The following is a 26,575-nucleotide window of genomic DNA, read 5'->3' as shown; positions in this document are numbered from 1 at the left end:
CCCCAGAACCACACAGTGGACGCGAACACTCACAGCAAAAGAAGTGTTGAATAAGTCATCGGCCATTAGTACCAGTCAGCTCCACGCATTGCTGCGCTTCCACATCTGGCCTATCAACCCAGTGGTCTACTGGGGGCCTCTCACACAAAGTGCACGGATATCTCATCTTGAAGCAGGCTTCCCGCTTAGATGCTTTCAGCGGTTATCCCTTCCCAACGTAGCCAACCAGCCATGCCCTTGGCAGAACAACTGGCACACCAGAGGTCAGTCCATCCCGGTCCTCTCGTACTAGGGACAGGTCTTCTCAAATATCCAACGCGCGCAGCGGATAGGGACCGAACTGTCTCACGACGTTCTAAACCCAGCTCGCGTACCGCTTTAATAGGCGAACAGCCTAACCCTTGGGACCAACTCCAGCCCCAGGATGCGACGAGCCGACATCGAGGTGCCAAACCATGCCGTCGATATGAGCTCTTGGGCAAGATCAGCCTGTTATCCCCGGGGTACCTTTTATCCGTTGAGCGACACCCATTCCACAATGAGGTGCCGGATCACTAGTTCCTGCTTTCGCACCTGCCCGACATGTCTGTCTCGCAGTCAAGCTCCCTTGTGCACTTACACTCAACACCTGATTACCAACCAGGCTGAGGGAACCTTTGAGCGCCTCCGTTACTTTTTGGGAGGCAACCGCCCCAGTTAAACTACCCATCAGACACTGTCCCTGATCCGGATCACGGACCGAGGTTAGGAATCCAGAACGACCAGAGTGGTATTTCAACAATGACTCCACACTCACTGGCGTGAATGCTTCCCAGTCTCCCACCTATCCTACACAAGCCGTCCCGAACACCAATATCAAACTATAGTAAAGGTCCCGGGGTCTTTCCGTCCTGCTGCGCGTAACGAGCATCTTTACTCGTAATGCAATTTCGCCGAGTTCGCGGTTGAGACAGTGGAGAAGTCGTTACGCCATTCGTGCAGGTCGGAACTTACCCGACAAGGAATTTCGCTACCTTAGGATGGTTATAGTTACCACCGCCGTTTACTGGGGCTTAAATTCTCAGCTTCGATCCGAAGATCTAACCGGTCCTCTTAACCTTCCAGCACCGGGCAGGCGTCAGTCCGTATACAGCGTCTTACGACTTCGCACGGACCTGTGTTTTTAGTAAACAGTCGCTTCTCCCTGGTCTCTGCGGCCCTCACCGCTCTCACGGTTCGGGCCCCCCTTCTCCCGAAGTTACGGGGGCATTTTGCCGAGTTCCTTAACCACGATTCTCTCGAACGCCTTGGTATTCTCTACCTGATCACCTGAGTCGGTTTAGGGTACGGGCGACCGTATTCGTCACGCCGGAACTTTTCTTGGCAGTACAGGATCACTCACCTACGCCCATACGGGATCCCCATCACGTCTCACCCAATACGGCACCGCATTACCGGTGCTCGGGCTGCTCGCTTAGACGGACTATTCCATTAAGTCCGCGGAAGCTACCTCTCTGCGTCATCCCTCGCGCTGACCTACTACAACCTTGGTTCCCAGCCTCATCAACCTCCACACCCCGAAGGGCATGGGGAAGACTCGGGTGGTTAGCATCGACTGCCTCGGTATGGGTCCTCCTACGATCGGTTCGGGAATATCAACCCGATGTCCATCGACTACGCCTGTCGGCCTCGCCTTAGGTCCCGACTAACCCAGGGCGGATAAACCTGGCCCTGGAACCCTTGATCAATCGGCGGACGGGTTTCTCACCCGTCTTTCGCTACTCATGCCTGCATTCTCACTCGTACAGCCTCCACCACTGGGTTCCCCCGCGGCTTCGCTGGCTGCACGACGCTCCCCTACCCATCCAGACAAAAATCTGAATGACACAGCTTCGGCGGTGTGCTTGAGCCCCGCTACATTGTCGGCGCAGAATCACTTGACCAGTGAGCTATTACGCACTCTTTCAAGGGTGGCTGCTTCTAAGCCAACCTCCTGGTTGTCTAAGCAACTCCACATCCTTTTCCACTTAGCACACGCTTAGGGGCCTTAGCTGATGTTCTGGGCTGTTTCCCTCTCGACTATGAAGCTTATCCCCCACAGTCTCACTGCTGCGCTCTCACGTATCGGCATTCGGAGTTTGGCTAAGGTCAGTAACCCGGTGGGGCCCATCGCCTATCCAGTGCTCTACCTCCGACACGAAACACGCAACGCTGCACCTAAATGCATTTCGGGGAGAACCAGCTATCACGAAGTTTGATTGGCCTTTCACCCCTATCCACAGGTCATCCCCTCCATTTTCAACTGAAGTGGGTTCGCGCCTCCACGCGGTCTTACCCGCGCTTCACACTGCCCATGGATAGATCACTTCGCTTCGGGTCTAGAGCCGGCGACTGAACGCCCCGTTCAGACTCGCTTTCGCTACGGCTACCCCACACGGGTTAACCTCGCCACCGACCACTAACTCGCAGGCTCATTCTTCAAAAGGCACGCCGTCACCCCGTAAGGCTCCGACGGATTGTAAGCGCACGGTTTCAGGTACTATTTCACTCCCCTCCCGGGGTGCTTTTCACCTTTCCCTCACGGTACTTGTCCGCTATCGGTCACAAGGTAGTATTCAGGCTTACCAGGTGGTCCTGGCAGATTCACACCGGATTTCACGGGCCCGGTGCTACTCGGGAACAGCGTCACGCCGCACATCGGTTTCGTCTACGGGGGTCACACCCTCTACGCCGTCGCACTCATCACGACTTCGACTACCGCTGCACGTCCACGTCGATGAGCCGGCAGACCCATCAGACACGTCCCACAACCCCTGACCTGCAACCCCTGCCGGGTATCACACAAACCAGGTTTAGCCTCTTCCGCTTTCGCTCGCCACTACTCACGGAATCACTATTTGTTTTCTCTTCCTGCGGGTACTGAGATGTTTCACTTCCCCGCGTTCCCTCCACACCACCTATACATTCAGTGGCGGGTACCAGGGCATGACCCCTGGTGGGTTTCCCCATTCGGACATCCTCGGATCACAGTTCGGTTGTCAACTCCCCGAGGCTTATCGCAGACTCCCACGTCCTTCTTCGGCTCCTTGTGCCAAGGCATCCACCGTGCGCCCTTTACAACTTAGGCAACACAACAAAGACCAAAATCTTAAAAATTGCTTACAAGATGCTCGCGTCCACTATGTAGTTCTCAAGAAACAACCCCACACCAACCCCCACCACCCACACAGGCAGCAAGAATCAGGGAGGACCAGCCACACACCCACCCAGCATCCCGAAGGACCCTCAGCAGGCCGCGTGCAGCCTCACAACCCAATAGCGTGTCTCCACCTCAAACCACCCGAACAACCACACGTTCCAGACCCCGAAGAGTCGTACTAGCGCAGCCCTGCCGGCCGGCGAAGCGCCCATCCGTTGATGTTCCACCCTTGAGCAACCACCCCCACCACACTCGGGCAGGAAGATGGCCACCAATCATTGGTGATGCTCCTTAGAAAGGAGGTGATCCAGCCGCACCTTCCGGTACGGCTACCTTGTTACGACTTAGTCCCAATCACCGATCCCACCTTCGACAGCTCCCTCACGAGGATGGGCCACTGGCTTCGGGTGTTACCGACTTTCGTGACTTGACGGGCGGTGTGTACAAGGCCCGGGAACGTATTCACCGCAGCGTTGCTGATCTGCGATTACTAGCGACTCCGACTTCATGGGGTCGAGTTGCAGACCCCAATCCGAACTGAGGCCGGCTTTTTGGGATTCGCTCCACCTCACAGTATCGCAACCCATTGTACCGACCATTGTAGCATGCTTGAAGCCCAAGACATAAGGGGCATGATGATTTGACGTCGTCCCCACCTTCCTCCGAGTTGACCCCGGCAGTCTCCCATGAGTCCCCGCCATTACGCGCTGGCAACATGGAACGAGGGTTGCGCTCGTTGCGGGACTTAACCCAACATCTCACGACACGAGCTGACGACAACCATGCACCACCTGTGCACCAGTCCGAAGAAAACCCCATCTCTGGAGTCGTCCGGTGCATGTCAAGCCTTGGTAAGGTTCTTCGCGTTGCATCGAATTAATCAGCATGCTCCGCCGCTTGTGCGGGCCCCCGTCAATTCCTTTGAGTTTTAGCCTTGCGGCCGTACTCCCCAGGCGGGGCACTTAATGCGTTAGCTACGGCGCGGAAAACGTGGAATGTCCCCCACACCTAGTGCCCAACGTTTACGGCATGGACTACCAGGGTATCTAATCCTGTTCGCTACCCATGCTTTCGCTTCTCAGTGTCAGTAATGGCCCAGAGACCTGCCTTCGCCATCGGTGTTCTTCCTGATATCTGCGCATTTCACCGCTACACCAGGAGTTCCAGTCTCCCCTACCACACTCTAGCCTGCCCGTACCCACCGCACGCCCGAGGTTGAGCCTCGGGTTTTCACGGCAGACGCGACAAGCCACCTACAAGCTCTTTACGCCCAATAATTCCGGACAACGCTTGCGCCCTACGTATTACCGCGGCTGCTGGCACGTAGTTAGCCGGCGCTTCTTCTGCAGGTACCGTCACTTTCGCTTCTTCCCTACTGAAAGAGGTTTACAACCCGAAGGCCGTCATCCCTCACGCGGCGTCGCTGCATCAGGCTTTCGCCCATTGTGCAATATTCCCCACTGCTGCCTCCCGTAGGAGTCTGGGCCGTGTCTCAGTCCCAGTGTGGCCGGTCGCCCTCTCAGGCCGGCTACCCGTCATCGCCTTGGTGAGCCGTTACCTCACCAACAAACTGATAGGCCGCGAGTCCATCCCCCACCGAAAAACTTTCCAGTCACCACCATGCGGTGAAGACTCGTATCCGGTATTAGCCACGATTTCCCGAGGTTATCCCGAAGTGAGGGGCAGGTTACTCACGTGTTACTCACCCGTTCGCCACTAATCAGACCGTGCAAGCACGGTCGTCATCGTTCGACTTGCATGTGTTAAGCACGCCGCCAGCGTTCGTCCTGAGCCAGGATCAAACTCTCCATGAAAACATAGAAAAAATCCTGACAAACAACAAACAACCAGCATATAACTGCTGAATCATCCGTTTAAAATGTTTGCCAACTTAAAATATTGGCATCAACAAACAGACACGCTATTGAGATATCAAGCAACACGCGCACTCGGTGTTCCGAACCTTTCGGTTCTTCGCTCCGGGGCAACCCTGATAACTTAGGGCTTCCGGTCCTCCTTGTCAACTCGGTGCGGTGTGATCCGCGCCTCACTGCTTTTCGGAGAGATCCGAAGTGCCTGCTCAGTGCCGGTTTCGCTGTCCGGTCTCTCGACCTTCTCGCTGTCCCGTTCTGCTGGGCACGAGGAAGAACATTACGGGGATCCGCAGGGGCCGTCAAGCCAGAACGGCCTTTTCCGGGGTGTCCTGCGCCACATTCCTGTCTGATCTACAAAAGCGCAGGTCAGAGGCATGCAGTGCCGGGCAGTCGGCGCCGGTTCCGGGAAGACGGGGCGGAATGCGCCCCGTGAGCCCCCTGCGCCGGCCCCGGAATCACCCCTCAGATGTGTCGCACGACGCCCCGGTGGAGCGCGACGATGCCCCCGGAGAGGTTCTGGAACTGGGTGCCGACCAGGCCCGCGTCCCGGAACCAGCCGCGCAGCTGCACCTGGTCGGGCCAGTCGAGGATCGACTCCGCCAGGTAGTCGTAGGCGTCGGCGCTCGTGGCGACGCGGCGCGCGACGGCCGGCAGCGCACGCAGCAGGTACCTCTCGTACACCGTCCGGAAGAGCGGGGAGCTGGGGGTCGAGAACTCGCACACCACGACCCGTCCCCCGGGGCGCACCACCCGTGCCATCTCTGCCAGGCCCCGTCGCGGATCCTGCACGTTGCGCAGTCCGAAGGAGATGACGGCCGCGTCGAAGGATCCGTCCGCGAAGGGCAGGTGCTGTGCGTCGGCGCCGACGAAGGGCACGGGCGCCCCGCGGCGTCGGCCCTCGGCCATCATCCCGAGGGAGAAGTCGGCGGCCACCACCTTCGCCCCCGCGTGCGCGATCGCCGCCGAGGAGGTCCCGGTGCCGGCGGCGAGATCCAGGACCCGCGCCTCGCCGTCCACCGCGATCTCCTCGAGTCCGAGCGCCTCGACCATCGCGCCCCGCCACAGGCGGACCTGCCCGAGCGCGGCCAGATCGTTCATGAGGTCGTAGCGTCCGGCGATGCTGTCGAACATCCCGGCGACGTCATAGGGCTGCTTCTTCAGATCTGCGCGACTCATGAGGCAGATCCTCCCACGCTCCCGCCGCCGGGCACGGACCGTCGGACCCGTCCCGACATCTCCCTGGCAGGATGGTGCCCGCCCGCCGCCGGATCCCCGGTCCCGGCCCGTCGTCCCCCGAGGAGCACCCGATGTCCGATGCCCGCACCTCTCGCGCCGAAGCCCTCCGTGGCCTCACCCTCCCGGCCGCGCTCCTCCCGGAGGACGGGCGCTTCGGCTCCGGTCCCTCGCGGATCCGTGACGCGCAGATGCAGGCCCTCTCCGGACTCTCCCGCACGGTGCTCGGCACCTCCCATCGGCAGGCGCCGGTCAAGCAGCAGGTGGCCCGGGTCCGGACGGGTCTCGCCGAGCTGTTCTCGCTGCCCGAGGGCTACGAGGTGGTCCTCGGCAACGGCGGCTCCACCGCCTTCTGGGACGTGGCCGTGTACGGCCTGATCTCCGCGCGCTCCCAGCACCTGACCTTCGGCGAGTTCTCGTCGAAGTTCGCGGCCGAGGCGAAGGGCGCACCGCACCTCGAGGATCCGGAGGTCCTCGCCGCGACCCCGGGCTCCCTCACCGCCGCCGTGGCCTCGGCCGATGTCGACGCCTACGCCTGGCCCCACAACGAGACCTCGACCGGCGTGATGGCCCCGGTTCTCCGGCCCGCCGGAGCGGGCGAGGACCAGCTGGTGCTGATCGATGCCACGTCCGCCGCCGGCGGCGTGTCCGTCGACGTCTCCCAGACGGACGCGTACTACTTCGCCCCGCAGAAGTCCTTCGCCTCGGACGGCGGGCTCTGGCTCGCGCTCCTCTCCCCCGCCGCCATCGCCCGTGCCGAGCGCCTCGCCGCGGACGGATCCCGCTGGATTCCGTCGTTCCTCTCGCTCACCAGCGCGATCGACAACTCCCGCAAGGACCAGACGCTCAACACCCCGGCGGTCGCGACCCTCGTGCTCCTCGCCGAGCAGATCGACTGGATGCTCGAGCAGGGCGGGCTGGCCTGGGCCGACGAGCGCACCCGCACCACGAGCGGTCTGCTCCAGCAGTGGGCCGCGCGCCGCGAGGAGGTCACGCCCTTCGTGTCCGATCCCGCCGCCCGCTCGCAGGTGGTCACGACGCTCGACCTCGACGAGGCCATCGACGCCACCGCGATCACCGCGGTGCTGCGGGCGCACGGCATCGTCGACATCGAGCCCTATCGCAAGCTGGGCCGCAACCAGCTGCGCATCGCGACCTTCCCCGCGGTCACCGTGGAGGACACCGAGGCGCTGATCGCCGTGCTGGACCACGTGCTCGACGCGACCGCCTGATCCGGACCCGCCCGGTCCCGACCGGGGACGCACGACGGCCGGACCGCCCCGAGGGGTGGTCCGGCCGTCGTCGTCCGCGGGGCGGGCGCCGGGGCGCTCCGTCAGTCGCGGTGCTCGACGAGGAGCTCGCGCAGGACCTGCGCCGCACGACGCAGGACCTCCCGGTCCTCGGGAGCGGCGGTCGCGATCCGGGTGCGCAGCCAGGCGTCGCGCTCGGCGCGCCCCTCCTCGACGACGCGCCGGCCCTGATCCGTGAGCGTCACCAGGACCTGACGCCCGTCCCGCGGATGCGCGGACCGGGTGACGAGGCCGGCCTCGTCGAGGCGCCGGAGCATCCGGGTCATGACCGGTGGGGTGACGCGCTCGAAGTCGGCGAGCGCACCGGGGGTGGCGTCCCCCTCCCGCTGGAGGTAGGCGAGCACGGAGAACTGCGAGGCCGAGACCTCCTCCGAGGAGGTGCGCGAGCGCAGCACCCGGGAGGAGACCAGCAGCGAGCGACGCAGGTCGGCGGCCAGCTCCGCGGTGGGGTCGCCCGTGGTCACAGCAGCAGGCCCTCGATCGCCCCGCGGAGGAAGTAGGCGATGAACAGCGCGGCGATCACGTACATCAGCCAGTGGACCTCACGAGCCTTGCCGCGCACGAGGCGGATCACCACGTACATCACGAAGCCCGCGCCCATGCCGACGGTGATCGAGTAGGCGAAGGGCATGAGGATGATCGTCAGGAACGCCGGGATCGCGATCTCCGGGTCGCGAAAGTCGATCGAGGTCACATTGGTCATCATCAGGAAGCCGACCATGACCAGTGCCGGGGTGGCCGCCTCGTAGGGGACGGCCGAGACCAGCGGCGCGAGGAAGGTGGCGAGCAGGAAGGCGAGGCCCGTGGTCACGGCCGCGAGTCCGGTCCGCGCGCCGTCCGCCACGCCCGAGGTCGACTCCACGAAGCTGGTGTTCGAGGAGACGCCGCCGATGCCGCCGCCGAGCGCGCCGAGGGAGTCCACGACGAGGATCCGCTGCGAGTAGGGGATGTCGCCCTTCTCGTCCAGCAGGTCGCCCTCCGCCGCCACGGCGACCATGGTGCCCATGGTGTCGAAGAAGTCTGCCAGCAGCAGCGAGAAGACGATGACGAAGGCGCCGATCACGCCCGCGGCCTGGACGCCGCCGAGGAAGTCGACGCGGAAGAGCGTCGCGAAGTCCGGCAGCGCGATGGGCGAGCCCTGGAGTGCGGGCACGTTCATCGACCAGCCGCTCGGGTTCTCCGGGGAGAGGGAGCCGTCGGAGAAGGCCCCGAGGCCCTTGACCGCCTCGAGGACGATCGCGAGAGCGGTCGCGACGAGGATCGAGATCAGGATCGCGCCGGGCACCTTGCGCACCCACAGCACGAACATCAGGATCAGGCCGACGACGAAGACGAGGGTCGGCCAGCCGGTCAGCGAGCCGTCGTTGCCGAGCTGCACGGGCGTCCCCGCCGCGTGGGTGACGAAGCGGGCGTTGTAGAGGCCGATGAACGCGATGAACAGGCCGATGCCGACGCTGATCGCGGTCTTCATGAAGGGCGGCACCGCGTCGAACACGGCCTTGCGGAAGCCGGTCAGCACGAGCAGGAGGATCAGCAGGCCGGAGATCGCCACCAGGCCCATCGCGCCGGGCCAGGTCATCCCGGGCAGGGACACGACCGAGTAGGCGAGATAGGCGTTGAGGCCGAGACCCGCGGCGAGGGCGAGGGGGAACTTGGCCCACGCTCCCATGAGCACGCTCAGCAGGCCGGCCACGAGCGCCGTGCCGGCGGCGACCGCGGCCAGGTTCGGCTCGGTGCCGCCGCCGAGGTAGTTGCCCTGGGAGTCCGGCACGGTCCCGATGATCAGGGGGTTGAGCACCACGATGTAGCACATCGAGAAGAAGGTGACGAGACCGCCGCGGATCTCCCGACCGACGGTCGAGCCGCGCTCGCTGAGATGGAAGTAGCGGTCGAGGCCGGAGCGCGGAGCGGCCGGCGCGGGCGCCTCGGGCGCCGAGGAGGTGTGGGGATCTGCCTGCTGCATGGCTGCGATCGTATCCGGCGGGGACCGCGCCCCTCTCCCCCAGGCCGCCCCCTCAGCTGTGACGTGCGTCGGACCGCGCGAGCCGGGACGCGGCCGCCTCGTCCACGACGACGGTGACCTGCGGGTGCTGCTGCAGCGCGGTGGCCGGCCACTGGTCCGTCATCTCGCCCTCCAGCAGATGGGCGATGGCCTCGGCCTTCCCGGCGCCGCTCGCCGTGAGCACGATGCGGCGCGCCTCGCCGAGGGTGCCGAGCCCCTGGCTGATCGCACGCACCGGCACCTGGGAGGGGTCTCCGAAGAAGCGGGCGTTGTCCGCGATCGTCGACGGCGCGAGGTCCACCACCCGGGTGCGGGAGGCGCGATCGCTACCCGGCTCGTTGAAGGCGATGTGCCCGTTCGAGCCGATGCCGAGGATCTGCAGGTCCACCCCGCCCGCGTCCTGCAGCCGACGCTCATAGGCGATCGCCTCGAGGTCGGGGTCCGGGGCGGCGCCGTCGGGGGTGTCGATGGAGGAGGTGGGCAGGTCGACCTGATCGACGAGGTGCTCGTGGATGAAGCGTCGGTAGCTCTGGGGGTGATCACCCGACAGCCCCACGTACTCGTCGAGGGTGAAGGCGCGGGAGTGCGCGAAGGACAGCCCGCGCTCCCGGTGGCGGCGGATCAGCTCCGCGTAGGCGGTCAGCGGCGAGGACCCGGTGGCGAGTCCGAGGACCACGCCCGCCTCCCCCGCCTCCCGGATGACCTCCTCGAAGAGGTCGGCGACGAGCGCTCCGCCTGCGGCGGCGTCGGGGACGATGTGGACCTGCATGCTGTGCTCCTCCCGGGCGGCCCCGCAGCCCGGCGACTGCGCGACTCTGCTCGTTTGATCTCAAAGATGAGCATACTCGAGGATTGCGCTGCGGCCGCCGCGCACCGCGAACCGCGCGTCGGCCGCAGCCCGCAGAGTTCCGCAGCCCGCACGACGAACGGCACCGCCGCACCCGAGGGTGCGACGGTGCCGTGGGGTCGGTGCGCTCCGTGCCTCAGCGCGGCAGGAGCGCTCCGATCACTTCTTCTTGCCCGAGTTCGCCGCGTACTCGAAAGCGGCGCGCGGGGTGGTGGTCTCGGGGATGCCGATGATGTCGCGGCGCGAGATCAGGGTGGTGGCCCAGCCCGCGAGGACCGCGGCCTTCCGCCCCAGGGTCGGCATGGCGTACACGTGGTAGGCACGGGCCATGGCCCACGCCGGCACGCCGCGCACGTCGATCTCCTTGTCGCCCAGCATCAGCCGGCCGACGCCCTTGTACATGCCCAGGGTCGCCATGACGCCGAGGTTCTTGTGGTAGTAGTCCACCAGCGGACGACCCTGCACGGAGCGGGCGATGTTGTCCGCGACCCGCTTGCCCTGGCGCACGGCGTGCTGGGCGTTCGGCGGGCAGAACTTGCCCTCGCCCGAGGCGAGGTCCGGCACGGCGGCGCAGTCGCCGGCGGCGAAGACGTTGTCCAGCGGGCCGTCGGTGCCGTTGACGCGGAGATCCGCGAGGGCCTCGAGCTTGCCCATGAGGGGGCCGCGCTCGGTGACGGTGGGGAGGTCCGAGGACTCCGCGTCGCCGAGGACCGGGTTCGGCTTCACACCGGCGTTCCAGACCAGCAGGCCGGTCTCGTACTCGTCGCCGTCGGAGGTCTTGATGACGCCGTTCTCGGCCGAGTTCAGGAAGGTCTCGAGCTTGACCTCGATGCCGCGCTCGCGCAGCTGGTTCAGCACGTAGGCGCGCTGGTCCTCGGTGAGCTCCGGGAACACGAAGGGCGCCGCGTCGACGAGCACGAAGCGGATGTCGGAGGCGTGCAGGTCGGGGTAGTAGCGCAGAGCGTCGCGGACCATGTCCTCGGTCTCCGCGATGGCCTCGCCGCCGGCGAAGCCGCCGCCGATGAAGGTGAAGGTGAGCAGGCGCTTGCGGACCTTGGGGTCCTTGGTGGACGCCGCCTCGGCGAGGTTGGCGAGGATGCGGTCGCGCACGGCCACGGCCTCCTCGACCTGCTTGAAGCCGATGGCGTTCTCGGCCAGGCCGGGGATCGGGAGCAGACGCGGGACGGCGCCGAGGCCGACGACCAGGTAGTCGTAGGCGATCTCGAGCTTGCTGTCGTCCTCGGTGGTCACCACGACGGTGTTCTCCGCCGAGCGGATCTGGGACACCGAGCCGGTCACGACCTTGGTGCCGGCGAGGACCTTGCGCAGGGGCGCGAGGACGTTGCGCGGATCGATCGAGCCGCCGCCGACCTCGGGGAGGAAGGGGGCGTAGGTCATGTAGGGACGCGGGTCGACGATGGTGATCGCGACCTCGGAGCCGAGGGTCTTGCGCAGCTCGGACGCGGTCGTCATACCGACGGACCCGCCGCCGAGGATCAGGACATGGGGCTTGCCGCCGAAGGTGGTGTTCATGGGGTCAACCTTAGGGCGAATGTGCCCCCGGACAAAAACCTGCCGGTGGAATGGACACCGCTCGCGAGCGACCCGGTTCCGGAGCGCCTGCCGAGGGTCAGCGGGAGCGGTCGGCGAGGGCCAGGGCGATGCCGTCGAGGATGTCGTGCTCGCTCGTACGGACCGAGGTGAGTCCCGCCGCCTCGTGGACGCGACGGAGGATCCGGGACCAGATGAGCGCTCCCGCGCCGATCACGTCGATCCTGCCGGGGTGGATGGTGGGGTGCGCCGAGCGCTCTTGGCGGCTCTCCTGTAGCAGCCGGTCGCACAGCGCGAGCGAGGCATCCACGCTCAGCGTCGCCCCATGGGTGTCCTCGGGCGAGTACTCGGTGTGTCCGAGCGCCACGGAGGTGAGGGTGGTGACGGTCCCGGCGACGCCGACGAGGGCGGCGGCCCGCTCGAGAGGGATCTCCGCCGCGGCCCGGTCGAGGAGCTCCTCGATGTCGGCGGTGGCGGCGGCGATCTGTGCGGCGGTCGGAGGGTCCTCCCCGAGGTGCCTCTCGGTCAGCCGCACCGAGCCGATGTCGAGGCTGATGCGATGGGTGGGGGACTCGGTGCCGAGGACCAGCTCGGTCGAGCCGCCGCCGATGTCGACGACCAGGCGCGGCCCGTCGGGCAGGGCGTCGAGCGTGGTCACCGCACCGCGGAAGGAGAGCTCCGCCTCCTCCTGTCCCGAGATCACCTCGGGGCGCACGCCGAGGATCGACTCGATCCCCTCGATGAAGACATCCCGGTTGGACGCGTCGCGGGTCGCCGAGGTGGCGACGAAGCGGATGTCCTGCCAGTCGACGCCGTGGTGCTCGATCAGTCGGGCGTAGCGGCGCGCGGCGTCGAGGGTGCGCTCGACGGCGACGGGGTCGAAGCGACCGGTGCGGTCCACGCCCAGGCCGAGCCGCACCATCTCGAGATGGCGCTCGAGGTCGAGCAGGCGGCTGGTGCCCTCCTCGGGCTGCGCGACGAGCAGTCGGATCGAGTTCGTGCCGCAGTCGATCGCGGCGACGGGGCGGCTCACGCGTCCTCCTCCTCGCAGCGGCAGTCGAGGTCGGGGAGGGCGCCGGGGATCATGGCGAGCACCTCGTCGGCGACGGGGTTGACCCCCGGTCCCTCGGCGAGGGCCTGGCCGGCGAGGGCGTGCAGGCACTTCACGCGGGTCGGCATTCCGCCCGCACTCACGTCGCGCACCTCCTCGGCGTCGCCGACCTCCTCGCGCCGGGCCAGGTAACGCTCGTGGGCGGCGCGGTAGCCCGCGGCCAGCTCTTCGTCCTGACCGAGGCGCTCGGTCAGCTCGGACATCGTGCCGACCGCCTCGAGGCGGGAGAGGTCCAGGGTCAGCCAGGGCAGCGTGAGGTAGAGCGACGTGGGGAAGGGCGTGCCGTCCTCGAGGCGGGGGGCGGTGCGGACGACGGCGGGACGGCCGCAGCCGCAGCGGCGGGCGATCGAGACGACGCCGCGCATGTCGCGTCCGAGCTGCACCCTCATCACCTCGAGGTCGTGCGCGGTCGCGGGGGTCTCGTACGGGAGCGGGGGAAGTGGGGTCACGGAGTGCTGTCCTGGTCGGCGGCGTCCTCGTCGGTGGCGCCGGTCTCGTCGGGGATGTCCTCGGGCGTGAGGCGGCTCGAGCCCTCCACCGAGGTCCACAGGGTCGAGTACCACTCGCCCTGCTCCGCCGCGGCGGCGGACTGCTGTTCCTCTGTCAGGGGGACGTCCCGGCCCGAGGTGTCGGTGAGTCGGTACTGGGTCTCCCCCGGCATGGCGAAGAGCAGGCGCTCACGAGCCTGCGCCGCCACATAAGCGGGATCGTCCCAGCGGGCGACCTGGGCGCGCAGCGCCTCGACGTCCTGCTCCTGCTGCGCGACCTGCGCGCGCAGCTGCGCGAGCTGCTGCCGCTGGGCGACGTAGGAGTTCACGGTCGGGACGAGCGCCGCGAGGGCGACGACCACGACGGCGATCAGGGCGAGGGTGCGACGGGTGATGGTGACGCCCGGCCCGTCGGCCGGCGGTGCCGGCGGAGCGGTCGTGCGCGGCCTGGAGGCGGCCGCCGGGCGGGAGCTCGACGCAGAGCGCGAGTTCGAGGCGTTGCGGGAGCTCGAGGCGGAGCGGGAGCTCGACGCGGAGCGCGCAGCCTTCCGCGCCGAGGCGCCGGAGCCCCCGGACGCGGAGACCGGGCGCCTCGCGGTCCGCGGGGCGCCCGGTCGTCTGCTGGTCATGCCGGAAGGCTACAGCCTGGGGCTGGGCCTCAGGCGGAGAAACGCGGGAAGGCGGAGGCGCCGGCGTAGCGGGCGGCGTCCCCGAGCTCCTCCTCGATGCGCAGCAGCTGGTTGTACTTCGCCACGCGCTCGCCGCGGGCGGGGGCGCCGGACTTGATCTGGCCGCAGTTTGTGGCGACCGCGAGGTCCGCGATGGTGGTGTCCTCGGTCTCACCGGAGCGGTGCGACATCATCGCCTTGAAGCCTGCGCGGTGCGCGAGGTCCACGGCGTCGAGGGTCTCGGAGAGCGAGCCGATCTGGTTGACCTTCACCAGGAGCGCGTTCGCGGAGCCCTCGGCGATGCCGCGGCCGAGGCGCTCGGGGTTGGTGACGAACAGGTCGTCGCCCACGAGCTGGACCTTGGCGCCCAGCTTCGCGGTGATGGCGTTCCAGCCCTCCCAGTCCTCCTCGTTCAGCGGGTCCTCGATGGAGACCAGCGGGTACGCGTCGACGAGCTCGGCGTAGTACTCGATCATCTCGGCGGAGGTCTTCGTCGCACCCTCGAAGGTGTAGGAGCCGTCCTCGAAGAACTCGGAGGCGGCGACGTCGAGCGCGAGCGCGACGTCCTTGCCGGCCTCGAAGCCGGCCTTGCCGATGGCCTCGACGATCAGGTCGAGCGCGGCGCGGTTGGACTCGAGGTTGGGGGCGAAGCCGCCCTCGTCGCCGAGACCGGTGGCGAGGCCGCGCTCCTTGAGCACGGACTTCAGCGCGTGGTACACCTCGGCGCCGATGCGGAGCGCCTCGGCGAAGGAGTCCGCACCGATCGGGGCGATCATGAACTCCTGGATGTCGACGTTGGAGTCGGCGTGGGAGCCACCGTTGAGGATGTTCATCATCGGGACGGGCAGGATGTGCGCGTTCGGGCCGCCGACGTACTGGTACAGCGGGACGCCGGCGGAGTCCGCGGCGGCGCGGGCCACGGCGAGGGACACGCCGAGGATGGCGTTGGCGCCGAGGGCGCCCTTGTTCTGGGTGCCGTCGATCTCCATCATCGCGGCGTCGATCGCGCGCTGCTCCTGCACGTCGAAGCCGAGGATCTTGGGCTGGATGTCCTCGATGACCGCGGCGACGGCGAGCTCGACGCCCTTGCCGAGGTAGCGGTCCTTGTCGCCGTCACGGCGCTCGACGGCCTCGAAGGCGCCGGTGGAGGCGCCCGAGGGCACGGCGGCGCGGGCGACGGTGCCGTCCTCCAGGAGGATCTCGACCTCGACGGTGGGGTTGCCGCGGGAGTCGAGAATCTCGCGGGCGTGGACGGCATCGATGATGGCAGCCATGGGCATTTCCTTCCTTCGGGGATGAAGTTCGAATCGTCCGGTCGTCGCTGACCGTCCGCGGACAGTCTAGGCGGTACGCGTGCCCGCACCGCCGCGGTGGCCGCTGTTGCCGTCGGGACCCGGCTCAGCGCCCTGCGGGGGGAGCTCGGCACGCAGTCGGGTGAGCAGGGCGCGCAGGGCGGACTCGGGGTCCACGTCCCGCGCCTCGGCCTCGACGGCGAGGTCGAGCATCCGCCGGGCGAGGTCCCCGCCCCAACCGTCGGAATCCTCCCCGGGCGCCCCGGCGACCCCGTCGGCCGCCGCGAGCAGCTCGGGCAGCCGCCCCGCGGACCGGGCGCGGTGGACGGCCTTCGCGGCGGTCTGCAGCGCCGGCAGGCCCGACGGGACGCCGTCGAGCCACCCCTTCTCCCGCTTCCCCGCTGCACGGCGCTCAGCGGCCTTGACGGCGTGCCACTGGGCGATGATCGCGTCGACGTCCGCGGGGTCCTCGAGCACCTGCTCCTCCGCCTCGCGGTCGCCGAAGACATGCGGGTTGCGCCGCTCCATCTTGGCCACGAAGGCGCGGGCCACGTCGTCGATGTCCCACGGCACCTCGGCCTCCTGGCCGACCCGGGCGTGGAAGAGGATCTGGAAGAGGAGGTCACCCAGCTCGTCGGCGAGAGCCCCGGGTCCGTGCGCGGCGGGGTCGTCGATCACCTCGAGCACCTCGTGAGTCTCCTCGAGGAGATAGCGGGCGAGGGAGGCGTGGGTCTGCTGGTGGGTCCAGGCGTCGCCGTGCTCGCCGCGCAGGGACTCCATCACCGCGACGGCCCGCAGCAGCTCGCTCCCGCGGGGCGAAGAGGCCGCGTCGGGGCGGCGGTCGGGGCGGCCGGCGGGGTCGTGCAGTGCTGCGGGGCTCACGGCGAGAGGCTACGCGGTCGGGCGCGCAGCGGGGTCCGCCGCCGGCGGCTCGGTCAGCTGCGCCGACGGCACGAGGGTGCGCAGCACGTCCCGGGCCCAGTCGAGCAGCTCGTGGTCGCGCAGCTCGGTGCCGCCGAAGCGGGAGGTCATCGGGCGCGGCACGAGCACCTGCCGGGTCGCGGGCTTCAGCAGGGTGCCGGGGTGGAGGCGCGTCATCCGCATCGCGACGGAGTCGGGGACCTCGAGATGCGCGAAGCGGATCATCTTGCCCTGCGCCTGGACCTCGTCGACGCCCGCGGCGCGGGCGTCGATGCGGAAGCGGGCGACGTCCAGCAGCACCTCGACCGGCTCCGGCGGCGTGCCGTAGCGGTCGGTGAGCTCGGTGCGGACCTGGGCGATCTCCTCCACCGTGCGGACGGCCGAGAGCTTCGCGTAGGCCTCGAGCCGGAGCCGCTCGGAGCCGATGTAGTCGTGCGGGATGTGAGCATCCAGCGGTAGCTCGACGCGGATTTCCTTCTCGGGAGCCGAGGACTCGCCGCGGAAGGCCGCCACGGCCTCGCCCACCATGCGCACGTACAGGTCGAAACCGACTCCGGCGATGTGCCCGGACTGCTCCCCGCCGAGCAGGTTGCCCGCGCCGCGGATCTCGAGGTCCTTCATCGCCACCTGCATGCCCGCGCCGAGATCGGTGTTGGTGGCGAGCGTGGTGAGGCGGTCGTGGGCCGTCTCGGTGAGCGGCTTGGAGCCGTTGTAGAGGAAGTAGGCGTACGCCCGCTCGCTCGAGCGGCCCACGCGGCCGCGCAGCTGATGCAGCTGGGAGAGGCCGAAGCGGTCCGCGTTCTCGACGATGAGCGTGTTCGCGTTCGCGATGTCGAGGCCGGTCTCCACGATCGTGGTGCATACCAGGACGTCGAACTCCCGCTCCCAGAAGTCGACGATGACCCGCTCGAGCTGGGCCTCGTTCATCTTGCCGTGGGCGACGCGCACCCGGGCATCGGGCACGAGCTCACGCAGATGAGCGGCGACGGCGTCGATGTCCTCGACCCGGTTGTGGATGTAGAACACCTGGCCATCGCGCAGCAGCTCGCGCCGGATCGCGGCGGTGACCTGCTTGTCCTCCTGCACGCCGACATAGGTCAGCACCGGGTGGCGCTCCTCGGGCGGGGTCGCCAGGATCGACATCTCGCGGATGCCCGTGACGGCCATCTCGAGGGTGCGCGGGATCGGGGTCGCGGACATCGCGAGCACGTCGACATCGGTGCGCAGCGCCTTGAGGGTCTCCTTGTGCTCGACGCCGAAGCGCTGCTCCTCGTCGATGATCAGCAGACCCAGGTCCTTGAAGCGCACCGTCCCGGTGAGCAGACGATGGGTCCCGATGACGACGTCGACGCTGCCGTCGGCGATCCCCTCGATGGTCGCCTGGGAGTCGGCGGGGGTCTGGAAGCGGGACAGCCCGCGCACGGTGACGGGGAAGCCCGTGTACCGCTCGGTGAACGTGTCGAGATGCTGCTGGGCGAGCAGGGTCGTGGGCGCGAGCACGGCGACCTGCTTGCCGTCCTGCACGGCCTTGAAGGCGGCGCGCACGGCGATCTCGGTCTTGCCATAGCCGACGTCGCCGAGGATCAGGCGGTCCATCGGGACCGTCTTCTCCATGTCGGCCTTGACGTCGTCGAGGGTCGAGAGCTGGTCCGGGGTCTCCACGAACTCGAAGGCGTCCTCGAGCTCGCGCTGCCACGGCGTGTCGGGCGCGAAAGCGTGCCCGGGGGCGGACTGCCGCGCCGAGTACAGACGGACCAGCTCGTCGGCGATCTCGCGGATCGCCTTGCGGGCCTTGGACTTGGTCTTCGCCCAGTCCGCGCCGCCCATGCGGTTGACGCTCGGCTCCTCGCCGCCGACGTACTTGGTGACCTGGTCGAGCTGGTCGGAGGGGACGTACAGCCGATCCCCCGGCTGCCCCTTCTTCGAGGCGGCGTACTCGATGACCAGGTACTCGCGGGTGGTGCGCTTCGCGCCGACCCCGACGGTGCGGCTGGTCATCTCGACGAACCGGCCGACGCCGTGATGGGCGTGGACGACGTGGTCGCCGGGCCGCAGCTGGAGCGGGTCGACGACGTTGCGGCGCCGCGAGGGCATCTTCCGCTCCTCGCCGCGGCGCGCTCCGGACTTGCCCGTGAGGTCGCGCTCGGAGGCGAGGACGAGCTTCAGGTCGGGGACGACGAGTCCCTCGGGGAAGGGGCCGACGGTGACGACCACCTCGCCCGGGGCGACCGGTCCTTCGAGGTCGGGCGCGAAGACGGCGGGCAGGCCCTCGGCGCGAAGGTTCTCGACCACGTGGCGGGCACCGCCGGGCCCGACCATGGTCGCGATCACCGACCAGCCGTCCTCGCGGCGGCGCCCGAGGTCCTTCGCGGCGTCACCGGGCTTGCCCGAATAGCCGGGATGGGTCGTCGCGCCGGCGGTGACGTCGACGTCGGTCTCGAGGCCGAAGGCGGCCAGGGTGAACCAGGCGCGCCCCTCCGCCTCGGCATGGGCCCGCGCCTCGGCGAGCGGGACAAAGCTGGCCGCGCCGACGTCGATGGGCAGGCCCCCGCCGGCGGCCGCGCTCGACCAGGCCGCGGCGAGGAACTCGTCGGTCGTGGCCACGAGCTCGGCCGCGCGGGCGCGGGCCTTCTCCGGGTCGAGCACGAGGAGGCGTGCGCCGCGCGGCAGGACGTCGGCGACCTGCTCCATGCCGTCCACGAGCACGGGGCTGAGGGACTCCATGCCCTCGGCGGCGATGCCGTCGGCGATGCGCAGCAGCAGGTCGCGCACCCCCGGCAGCTCCTCGGCCATGGCGCGGGCGCGACCGCGGACGGCGGGGGTCAGCAGGATCTCCCGGCAGGGCGGGGCGTCGAGGCCGTGCGGGGCGGTGTCGAGGGAGCGCTGGTCGGCCACCGAGAAGTAGCGGACCTCGTCGATCTCGTCGCCGAAGAGCTCCACCCGCACGGGATGCGGCTCGGTGGGCGGGAAGACGTCGAGGATGCCGCCGCGCACGGCGAACTCGCCGCGCTTCTCGACCATGTCCACGCGCACGTAGGCGGCATCGACGAGGTCCTCCACGAGGCGCTCCAGCGGATAGTCCTCCCCGGTGCGGGCACGCACCGGCCGCAGCTCGCCGAGTCCGGTCGCGATCGGCTGGAGCAGCGAGCGCACCGGCATGAGGAGCACGTGCACGGGGGTCTCGGACTCGGGGTGCGCGAGACGGCGGAGCGTCGCCAGACGGCGGGCGACGGTGTCCGCGCGCGGGGAGAGCCGCTCGTGCGGGAGGGTCTCCCAGGCGGGCAGCTCGGCGACGTGCTCGGTGCCGACGAGGGCGCCGAGCGCCGCGCGCAGGTCCTCCCCCGAGCGGGTGGTGGGGGTGATGACGACCAGCGGCTGCTCGGCGGTCGCCCGACGCGCGAGGTCCGCGACGGCGAAGGGGAACAGGCCGGTGGCGGCGACGATGTCCCCGCCCTCGCCCGAGGCGGTGCCGTCCTCGAGGAGACGGCGTATCGCCGTGAGGTCCGCGCCCTCGGCGAGCTGGTCGAGGAGCGGGGCGAGCGGGGCGAAATGAGCGCGCGGGGTCATCGGGGGTCCTGGGAGTGGAAGCGCTGCTGGGAGGCGGTGAGGCCCTCGAGCACGACCGACTCGACCGCGTCGGCGGCGTCGGAGATCAGCAGCTCGAGGGACTTCCGCTCGGTGGCGGTGAAGGGCGAGAGCACGAAGTCCGCGGTGTCCTTCGTGCCCGGCGGGCGGCCCACACCGACGCGCACCCGCAGGTAGTCCTTCGTGCCGAGGGCCTTGGTGATGTCGCGCAGGCCGTTGTGCCCGCCCTCGCCGCCGCCGCGCTTGAGCCGCACGGTGTCGAAGGGGATGTCGACCTCGTCGTGCACGACGACGACCCGCTCGGGCGGGACGTCGTAGTAGGCGGCCAGTGCCTTCACCGGCCCGCCGGAGGTGTTCATGTAGGTCGTGGGCTTGGCGAGGATCACGCGCTCGTCGGCGCCGGGCAGCCCGAGCCGGCCCTCCACGACGACGGCCTGGGCGCGCCGCGCTGTCGAGAACCTCGACCCGGTGCTCGCGGCGATGTGATCCAGCACCATCTGGCCGACGTTGTGCCGGGTCGCGGCGTAGCGGTCCCCGGGGTTGCCGAGGCCGATCACCAGGTACGTGCCCGGGCTGCGGTCGGACGTGCTCACGTGTTCCTCCTGAACATGACGACAGGGGCCTCCGGCGCACCGAGGCCCCCGAGAAACCTACCGGGGCGCCGCGCTCCTGCGCGACGCCCCGGCGGGTCGGTGTGATCCGAGGATCCTCACTCCTGCTCGGAGGACTCCTCCTCGGAGCCCGCGGACTCCTCGCCGTCGGCGGCCTCCTCGGACTCCTCGTCCTCGGAGGGCTCCTCCTCGACGCGCGGGATCTGGACCGCGACGACGAGCAGCTCGGCGTCGGTGACCAGCTCGGCGTTACCCGGCAGGGTGACGTCGCCGGCGAACAGCTGGTGGCCGTCCTCGGCACCCTCGACGGAGATCTCGATCTGCTCGGGGACGTTCAGGGCGTCCACGGAGAGGGTCAGGGTCTGCGCGTCGACGACAGCGATGGCCGGGGCGACGGGCTCGCCGGTGAGGACGACGGGGATGTCGACCTCGACCTTCTCGCCCTTGCGGACGATGATCAGGTCCAGGTGGGCCAGCGAGCGCTTGAGCGGGTGGCGCTGGATCTCCTTGATCAGGGCGAGGTGGGTGGTGCCGTCGGCGAGCGCGAGCTCGAGCAGGGCGTTGGGGTTGCGGGCGGCGAGGGCGGTCTCGTGGCCCGGCAGCGACAGGTGGATGGGGTCCACGCCGTGGCCGTACAGGACGGCGGGCACGCGGCCCTCGACGCGGAGACGGCGGGCGGCGCCCTTGCCGAAGTCCTCGCGCAGTTCGACGTTCAGCTTCTCAGCCATGGGATGCTCCTCAGTGGGGTGGGGCTCGACGATGAGCGACGCCACGGGAGCTCGGGCCGGAGAGCTCCGGCAGCACCCGCACCGCGTCGATCACGGAGCGGGCCGAGCCCGTTCCCTCGCCGAAGTGACGCGGGAAGGCTAGCACGTGGAGGGATCCACCTCGTCGGCCGGGTGATCGGACTCGCACCGGAGCACCCCCAAGTGCACCGGCCCCGGATCCGCCTCGCCCCCTCCGGCGCCGTCGGGACCAACGTCCCTGCAGGTCAGGGGCAGAAAACGGTGACCTAGGTCCCCGCGGGGGAGCGCTCAGCGAGCCTAGCCTTCTGGTGTCAGTCGAACACGACCGGCACGGAACTCGCGACAGCGAAGGAACATCTCTCATGGCCACCGCCGCTCCCTCCTCCCCGACCACCGCCCCCGCCGCTCCCGCGGCCGTCGGCTCCGCCCGCGGGTGGGGCTTCACGGTCCTGGGCGTCGTGCGCATCCTCCTGGGCTTCTACTTCCTGTGGGCCTTCCTCGACAAGCTGTTCGGCCTCGGTTTCTCCACCCCCGCGGAGCGGGCCTGGATCAACGGCGGCTCCCCGACCGCCGGCTTCCTCGGCGGCTCGATCGAGGGCGGCAACCCGTTCGCCGGCTTCTGGCAGTTCTGGCTGGGCCTCAACCCGATCACCAACATCCTGTTCATGGCGGGCCTGCTGGGCATCGGCATCGCCCTGCTCCTCGGTATCGGCATGCGGATCGCGGCCGTCTCCGGCGCCGCCCTCTACGGCCTCATGTACCTCGCCGCGTTCCCCATGACCACCAACCCGATCATCGACGACCATGTCATCCTCGGTGTGCTGATGGTCGCCCTGGCCGGCCTCGGCGCCGGTGAGTACCTGGGCCTGGGGAAGCAGTGGAAGGCCCTCGTCGGACGGAAGGCTCCGTACCTGATCTGAGGCGGCAGGCCTGTGCCGGTCCGGCTGTCCGGCACCGTCTCCCACCCCAGGGCGAACTCCCCCCGAGAGACACGACGAAGGGGCCGCTCCCCCAGGAGCGGCCCCTTCCTCATGTCCTTCTCGTCCCGGAGACCTCGGCTCCCCGGGGCGGTGCTCAGACCTCGCCGTCGAAGAGCGACGTCACCGAGCCGTCGTCGAAGACCGCGCGGATCGCCCGGGCGAGCAGCGGCGCGATCGAGAGCAGGGTGAGCCGGTCGAACTGCTTCTCGGGCGGCACCGGGAGCGTGTTGGTCGCGACGACCTCGCGGACCTGGCTGTTGCGCAGCCGCTCGGTGGCGGGGTCGGAGAGGATCGGGTGCGTGGTCGCGATGACCACCGAGTTCGCGCCGTTGGCGGCCAGAGCGTCGGCGGCCTGCACGATGGTGCCCGCCGTGTCGATCATGTCGTCGACGAGAATGCAGGTCTTGCCCTCGACGTCGCCGATCACGCGCTTGGCCACCGCTTGGTTCGGGCGCGTGGTGTCGCGGGTCTTGTGGATGAAGGCGAGGTTCGCGCCGCCGAGTCGCTTGGACCACTGCTCGGCCACGCGGATGCGGCCGGCGTCGGGCGAGACCACGGCGATGTCCTCGTGGCCGTACTTCGCGGAGATGTAGTCCGCGAGGATCGGCAGCGCCATGAGGTGGTCCAGCGGGCGGTTGAAGTAGCCCTGCACCTGCGGGGCGTGCAGGTCCACGGAGATCATGCGGTCCACACCGGCGGTCTCGTAGAGGTCCGCCATGAGGCGGGCCGAGATCGGCTCGCGCCCGCGGTGTTTCTTGTCCTGGCGCGCGTACGGGAAGCTCGGCGCGATCGCGGTGATGCGCTTGGCAGACGCGCGCTTGAGCGCGTCGATCATGATCAGGTGCTCCATCACCCAGGTGTTGATGGGCGCCGGGTGCGACTGCAGCACGAAGACATCGGTGCCGCGCACGGACTCGCCGTAGCGCACGTAGATCTCGCCGTTCGCGAAGTCCCAGGCGTCCATGGGGAGCACCTCGACGCCGAGCTCGGCGGCGACCTCCTGGGCGAGGACCGGATGAGCCCTTCCCGAGGCGAGGACCAGGCGCTTCTCCCCCGTCGTGACGATTCCGCTCATCGCTGCTGGTGCTCCTCGTTGTCCTCGACGGCAGGTGCTGCGGCGGCCGCGGGATCGGCCTCGAGGGCGGCACGCGCCGCCGCCTCGGCCGCGGTCCCCGCTCGGCGCCGCAGGGTCCATCCTTCCACGTTCCGCTGCGCGACGGCGTTCACTCCGAGAGCGCCCGGGGGCACGTCCTTGCGGACCGTGGTCCCGGCGCCGGTCGCGGCACCGTCTCCGATCGTCACGGGGGCGACGAGCACGTTGTCGGAGCCGATCCGCACGTGCTTGCCGACGGTCGTGCGGTGCTTGGAGACGCCGTCGTAGTTGGCGAAGATCGTGGCGGCGCCGATGTTGGTGCCCTCGCCGATCTCGGCGTCGCCCACGTAGCTGAGGTGCGGCACCTTCGCGCCGTCCCCGATGCGGGCGTTCTTCGTCTCGACGAAGCCGCCGATCTTGCCATTCGCCCCGAGCTCGGTGCCGGCACGCAGGTAGGAGAACGGTCCGACGGTGGCGCCCGCGCCGATCTGGGCGAGCAGCGCATGGGAGCGGAGCACCTCGGCTCCGGCGCCGACCTCGGTGTCGCGCAGGGTCGTGTCGGGACCGATGATCGCGCCCTCGCCGATGTCGGTCGCGCCGTGCAGCTGCACGCCGGGGAGGATGCGGGCGTCCTGGCCGATGGTGACGTCCGCATCGATCCAGGTGGTGGCCGGGTCGATGATCGTCACGCCGGCGCGCATGTGGCGCTCGAGGGTGCGACGGTTCATCTCCGCGCCGAGCTGGGCCAGCTGGACGCGGTCGTTGGCGCCCTCGACCATCATCACGTCGTCGGTGACCACGGCCCGCACGGAACGGCCGTCGGATCGGGCGATCTCGAGGACGTCGGTGAGGTACATCTCGCCCTGGGCGTTGTCGGTGCTGACCCGCGAGAGGGCGTCGCGCAGCACGGCGAGGTCGAAGGCGTAGATGCCGGAGTTGATCTCGTCGATCGCCCGCTGGGCCTCGGTGGCGTCCTTGTGCTCGACGATGCCGAGCACCTCGGAGCCGTCGGCGCTGCGCAGGATCCGCCCGTAGCCGGTCGGATCGCCGACGCGGGCGGTGAGGACGGTCACCGCGGCGGAGGCCGCCTCGTGGGCGGTGACCAGCTCGCGCAGCGTGGCGGCCTCGAGCAGCGGCACGTCGCCGTAGGTCACGAGCACCGTGCCGGAGTCCGCGGCGACCTTCTCGAGCCCGCACTGGACGGCGCGGCCGGTGCCGGGCACGTCGTCCTGGTCGGCGATCGCCACCTCGGGGGCGTGCTCGGACAGGTGGGCGGCGACCTTCTCCCGCTCGTGCCGGACGACGACGACAAGCTCGGCGGGCCCGGTGCCCTCGGCGGCGATCACGGCGTGGGCCAGCAGCGACCTGCCGCCGATCTCATGGAGGACCTTGGGGGTCCGGGACTTCATGCGGGTCCCGGCACCGGCGGCCAGGACGATCACGGCGGCAGGGGCAGAGGCTTCCACGGGGGCAGCTCCTCGAGGTCGACGGGTCTGGGCTGCGGCACCGCCGGTCGGCGATGGGCGTTCCGCCATCAGGACTCGAACCTGAAACTTCAGAACCAAAATCTGAGGTGTTGCCGATTACACCATGGCGGAGGGCGACGCCACCGCCGCGAAGATCGGTCCTGCTCCGAGGGAGCAGGGCCGGGTCCGGCGGCGCCGTCGGCGCGGCTCGATCCTAGCGCCCGAGGGCCGCGCACCTGCTTTGCCGCCCGCGGCGCCGTGCCCGGCTCGACCGCAGCGCTCGACCCGAGCCGCCCGCCGTGCCCCGCCCGAGCTCTGCGCCGCTCTGTGCGAGACTCGCCGCATGGCGGAGAAGGGAGCCCCTCGGGGGCGGTCGACCCGGATGACGGGCCAGGAGCGGCGCGAGCAGCTGGTGTCCGTGGGCCGTCGGCTCTTCGCGGAGAAAGGCTTCGACGTGACCAGCGTCGAGGAGATCGCGGCCCGGGCCAAGGTCTCCAAGCCCATCGTGTACGAGCACTTCGGCGGCAAGGAGGGGCTGTACGCGGTCGTCGTCGACCGCGAGGTCTCGAGCCTGCTGCGGGCTCTCGAGGACTCGCTGCAGGACCAGCGCGCCCATCCGCGACAGCTCATGGAGCGGGCGGCTCTCGCCTTCCTGTCCTACATCGACGAGAACGAGGACGGCTTCCGGATCCTGGTGCGGGACTCCCCGGTTTCGCAGGCCGGAGGGACCTTCTCGGCCCTGCTCACCGACGTCGCCCGGCGGGTCGAGGTGATCCTCTCGACCCAGCTCTCGAGCCACGGTTATCCCGCGAAGGACTCGACCCTCTATGCGCAGATGCTCGTGGGCATGGTGGCGTACACCGGGCAGTGGTGGCTCGAGACGCGTCGTCCCGCCAAGGAGGTCGTCGCCGCACGGATGGTCAACCTGTCCTGGTTCGGCCTCGGAGCGCTGCAGAAGGCCCCGACGCTGCGCCAGGAGTCCGGCCCCCGTCAGTCGGGCTGAGCAGGTTCCGTAGACTCGCCCCCATGCCTGCTCCCACCGACCCCCGCGACGAGGTCGACCGCATCATCGAGGGCTGGCAGCGGGCGCGCACCGAGCTGGACGTCAGCCCCCTCGCCGTGTTCTCGCGCATCTCGCGCCTCTCCCGCTATCTCGAGACGGCGCGCCGTTCGGCCTTCGCCGCCGCGGGCCTCGAGGGCTGGGAGTTCGACATGCTCTCGGCGCTGCGCCGCAGCGGGGACGACGCGCTCTCCCCCGGCGCACTGATGCATCAGACCCTCGTCACGAGCGGGACGATGACCACTCGCATCGACAAGCTCGTCTCCCGCGGACTGGTCTCCAAGAACCGCAGCCCCCGGGACGGCCGTGCTGTCGAGGTGCGGCTGCAGCCCGAAGGCGTCGCCCGCGTCGACACGGCGATGGAGAGCCTGCTCGCCGCCGAGCGCCAGCTCCTGGCCCCGCTGGACCCCCACGCGGAGCAGGACCTGGCTCAGACCCTGCGCGCCCTGCTGCTGACCTTCGAGGTCGAGGACCCTCCGGGCGACTGACCTCCGCCGAGTGGCGTCCTGCGCCCCACCCCACGACGGACCCGCGCCCGCGATCCGCCCTTCGACATCCT

19 protein-coding genes, 1 tRNA gene and 2 rRNA genes are annotated in these 26,575 nt (G+C 68.8%); 4 read left to right on the top strand and 18 right to left on the bottom strand.

From position 1 onward, the window contains the following. Window positions 1-46 precede the first annotated feature (46 nt). The 3 genes from V1260_RS01720 to V1260_RS01710 all read right to left on the bottom strand — a co-directional run bounded on the left by V1260_RS01720 (window position 47) and on the right by V1260_RS01710 (window position 6,228). Window positions 47-3,106, bottom strand: a 23S ribosomal RNA gene (locus V1260_RS01720). 367 nt (window positions 3,107-3,473) lie between these two features. Then, window positions 3,474-4,992, bottom strand: a 16S ribosomal RNA gene (locus tag V1260_RS01715). The 16S and 23S rRNA genes sit together here, the layout of an rRNA operon. A gap of 522 nt (window positions 4,993-5,514) precedes the next feature. Then, the gene (locus V1260_RS01710; protein ID WP_329745066.1) at window positions 5,515-6,228 is read right to left on the bottom strand and encodes a ubiquinone/menaquinone biosynthesis methyltransferase; all 714 of its coding nucleotides are present in this window, start codon (window positions 6,226-6,228) and stop codon (window positions 5,515-5,517) included. A 131-nt stretch (window positions 6,229-6,359) separates the two neighbouring features. Between V1260_RS01710 and serC the strand changes: the two genes are divergently transcribed. Continuing rightward, window positions 6,360-7,517 carry a phosphoserine transaminase gene (gene serC / locus V1260_RS01705; protein WP_329745065.1) on the top strand — a complete coding sequence of 386 codons (1,158 nt, stop codon included), beginning with the start codon at window positions 6,360-6,362 and terminating at the stop codon, window positions 7,515-7,517. Between the two features lie 101 nt (window positions 7,518-7,618). Here serC and V1260_RS01700 read toward each other — a convergent pair whose 3' ends face one another. The 12 genes from V1260_RS01700 to V1260_RS01645 form a co-directional block, all read right to left on the bottom strand. Then, window positions 7,619-8,059: a MarR family winged helix-turn-helix transcriptional regulator gene (locus V1260_RS01700; RefSeq protein WP_329745064.1), complete on the bottom strand. Its 441-nt coding sequence runs from the start codon at window positions 8,057-8,059 to the stop codon at window positions 7,619-7,621. Next, window positions 8,056-9,558: an NCS2 family permease gene (locus V1260_RS01695; protein WP_329745063.1), complete on the bottom strand. Its 1,503-nt coding sequence runs from the start codon at window positions 9,556-9,558 to the stop codon at window positions 8,056-8,058. The genes V1260_RS01700 and V1260_RS01695 overlap by 4 nt, the downstream gene beginning before the upstream one ends. 52 nt (window positions 9,559-9,610) lie before the next feature. Next, window positions 9,611-10,366, bottom strand: a complete 756-nt coding sequence (nagB, locus tag V1260_RS01690) for a glucosamine-6-phosphate deaminase (protein WP_329745062.1) — start codon at window positions 10,364-10,366, stop codon at window positions 9,611-9,613. Window positions 10,367-10,603: 237 nt separating this feature from the next. Continuing rightward, a complete protein-coding gene (locus V1260_RS01685; protein ID WP_329745061.1) occupies window positions 10,604-11,977 on the bottom strand; it encodes an NAD(P)/FAD-dependent oxidoreductase in 1,374 nt (457 codons plus the stop codon). 97 nt (window positions 11,978-12,074) lie between these two features. Continuing rightward, window positions 12,075-13,028 (bottom strand): Ppx/GppA phosphatase family protein, encoded by a 954-nt coding sequence (locus V1260_RS01680; RefSeq protein WP_329745060.1) that lies wholly within the window; start codon window positions 13,026-13,028, stop codon window positions 12,075-12,077. Beyond that, on the bottom strand, window positions 13,025-13,555 hold the full coding sequence (locus tag V1260_RS01675; protein ID WP_329745059.1) for a DUF501 domain-containing protein: 531 nt from the start codon (window positions 13,553-13,555) through the stop codon (window positions 13,025-13,027). Before V1260_RS01675 ends, V1260_RS01680 begins: the two co-directional genes overlap by 4 nt. Further along, on the bottom strand, window positions 13,552-14,223 hold the full coding sequence (locus V1260_RS01670) for an FtsB family cell division protein (RefSeq protein WP_329745058.1): 672 nt from the start codon (window positions 14,221-14,223) through the stop codon (window positions 13,552-13,554). Before V1260_RS01670 ends, V1260_RS01675 begins: the two co-directional genes overlap by 4 nt. Window positions 14,224-14,252: 29 nt before the next feature. Beyond that, complete coding sequence (gene eno, locus V1260_RS01665; RefSeq protein ID WP_329745057.1) at window positions 14,253-15,536, bottom strand: phosphopyruvate hydratase; 1,284 nt, start codon at window positions 15,534-15,536, stop codon at window positions 14,253-14,255. Window positions 15,537-15,602: 66 nt separating this feature from the next. Continuing rightward, window positions 15,603-16,436: a MazG nucleotide pyrophosphohydrolase domain-containing protein gene (locus V1260_RS01660; RefSeq protein ID WP_329745056.1), complete on the bottom strand. Its 834-nt coding sequence runs from the start codon at window positions 16,434-16,436 to the stop codon at window positions 15,603-15,605. Window positions 16,437-16,445: 9 nt separating this feature from the next. Continuing rightward, the gene (gene mfd / locus V1260_RS01655; RefSeq protein WP_329745055.1) at window positions 16,446-20,042 is read right to left on the bottom strand and encodes a transcription-repair coupling factor; all 3,597 of its coding nucleotides are present in this window, start codon (window positions 20,040-20,042) and stop codon (window positions 16,446-16,448) included. Beyond that, a complete protein-coding gene (gene pth / locus V1260_RS01650; protein WP_329745054.1) occupies window positions 20,039-20,653 on the bottom strand; it encodes an aminoacyl-tRNA hydrolase in 615 nt (204 codons plus the stop codon). The genes mfd and pth overlap by 4 nt, the downstream gene beginning before the upstream one ends. Window positions 20,654-20,769: 116 nt before the next feature. Then, the gene (locus tag V1260_RS01645) at window positions 20,770-21,399 is read right to left on the bottom strand and encodes a 50S ribosomal protein L25/general stress protein Ctc (protein ID WP_329745053.1); all 630 of its coding nucleotides are present in this window, start codon (window positions 21,397-21,399) and stop codon (window positions 20,770-20,772) included. 380 nt (window positions 21,400-21,779) lie between these two features. On the opposite strand from V1260_RS01645, the gene V1260_RS01640 reads away from it, so the two are divergent. Continuing rightward, window positions 21,780-22,337 carry a hypothetical protein gene (locus V1260_RS01640; protein ID WP_329745052.1) on the top strand — a complete coding sequence of 186 codons (558 nt, stop codon included), beginning with the start codon at window positions 21,780-21,782 and terminating at the stop codon, window positions 22,335-22,337. 154 nt (window positions 22,338-22,491) lie between these two features. On the opposite strand, the gene V1260_RS01635 is transcribed toward V1260_RS01640, so the two are convergent. From V1260_RS01635 to V1260_RS01625, 3 genes are all read right to left on the bottom strand, one after another. Continuing rightward, entirely contained in the window at window positions 22,492-23,472 is a 981-nt protein-coding gene (locus V1260_RS01635; RefSeq protein WP_329745051.1) for a ribose-phosphate diphosphokinase, read from the bottom strand. After that, window positions 23,469-24,956, bottom strand: a complete 1,488-nt coding sequence (gene glmU, locus V1260_RS01630; RefSeq protein WP_329745050.1) for a bifunctional UDP-N-acetylglucosamine diphosphorylase/glucosamine-1-phosphate N-acetyltransferase GlmU — start codon at window positions 24,954-24,956, stop codon at window positions 23,469-23,471. The genes V1260_RS01635 and glmU overlap by 4 nt, the downstream gene beginning before the upstream one ends. A gap of 60 nt (window positions 24,957-25,016) precedes the next feature. Further along, a tRNA-Gln gene (locus V1260_RS01625) sits at window positions 25,017-25,088 on the bottom strand. 211 nt (window positions 25,089-25,299) lie between these two features. Between V1260_RS01625 and V1260_RS01620 the strand changes: the two genes are divergently transcribed. Together V1260_RS01620 and V1260_RS01615 are read left to right on the top strand one after the other, a co-directional pair. Next, window positions 25,300-25,959: a TetR/AcrR family transcriptional regulator gene (locus V1260_RS01620; protein WP_329745049.1), complete on the top strand. Its 660-nt coding sequence runs from the start codon at window positions 25,300-25,302 to the stop codon at window positions 25,957-25,959. A gap of 23 nt (window positions 25,960-25,982) precedes the next feature. Then, window positions 25,983-26,504 (top strand): MarR family winged helix-turn-helix transcriptional regulator, encoded by a 522-nt coding sequence (locus V1260_RS01615; protein ID WP_329745048.1) that lies wholly within the window; start codon window positions 25,983-25,985, stop codon window positions 26,502-26,504. Window positions 26,505-26,575: the final 71 nt, after the last annotated feature.

It is taken from the genome of Brachybacterium sp. J144, from assembly GCF_036321705.1.
Classification (GTDB): Bacteria; Actinomycetota; Actinomycetes; order Actinomycetales; family Dermabacteraceae; genus Brachybacterium.
Note: the sequence above shows the minus strand (reverse complement) of the source record. Positions and strands in the feature narration are given on the sequence as shown.

What these genes read in the sequence shown, in the direction of transcription:
- V1260_RS01640 (WP_329745052.1), top strand. Translation starts at nt 21,780, where the DNA reads ATGGCCACCGCCGCTCCCTCCTCCCCGACCACCGCCCCCGCCGCTCCC.
- V1260_RS01710 (WP_329745066.1), bottom strand. Translation starts at nt 6,228, where the DNA reads ATGAGTCGCGCAGATCTGAAGAAGCAGCCCTATGACGTCGCCGGGATG.
- V1260_RS01635 (WP_329745051.1), bottom strand. Translation starts at nt 23,472, where the DNA reads ATGAGCGGAATCGTCACGACGGGGGAGAAGCGCCTGGTCCTCGCCTCG.
- mfd (WP_329745055.1), bottom strand. Translation starts at nt 20,042, where the DNA reads ATGACCCCGCGCGCTCATTTCGCCCCGCTCGCCCCGCTCCTCGACCAG.
- V1260_RS01670 (WP_329745058.1), bottom strand. Translation starts at nt 14,223, where the DNA reads ATGACCAGCAGACGACCGGGCGCCCCGCGGACCGCGAGGCGCCCGGTC.
- V1260_RS01620 (WP_329745049.1), top strand. Translation starts at nt 25,300, where the DNA reads ATGGCGGAGAAGGGAGCCCCTCGGGGGCGGTCGACCCGGATGACGGGC.
- V1260_RS01645 (WP_329745053.1), bottom strand. Translation starts at nt 21,399, where the DNA reads ATGGCTGAGAAGCTGAACGTCGAACTGCGCGAGGACTTCGGCAAGGGC.
- nagB (WP_329745062.1), bottom strand. Translation starts at nt 10,366, where the DNA reads ATGCAGGTCCACATCGTCCCCGACGCCGCCGCAGGCGGAGCGCTCGTC.
- V1260_RS01685 (WP_329745061.1), bottom strand. Translation starts at nt 11,977, where the DNA reads ATGAACACCACCTTCGGCGGCAAGCCCCATGTCCTGATCCTCGGCGGC.
- V1260_RS01695 (WP_329745063.1), bottom strand. Translation starts at nt 9,558, where the DNA reads ATGCAGCAGGCAGATCCCCACACCTCCTCGGCGCCCGAGGCGCCCGCG.
- eno (WP_329745057.1), bottom strand. Translation starts at nt 15,536, where the DNA reads ATGGCTGCCATCATCGATGCCGTCCACGCCCGCGAGATTCTCGACTCC.
- V1260_RS01615 (WP_329745048.1), top strand. Translation starts at nt 25,983, where the DNA reads ATGCCTGCTCCCACCGACCCCCGCGACGAGGTCGACCGCATCATCGAG.
- serC (WP_329745065.1), top strand. Translation starts at nt 6,360, where the DNA reads ATGTCCGATGCCCGCACCTCTCGCGCCGAAGCCCTCCGTGGCCTCACC.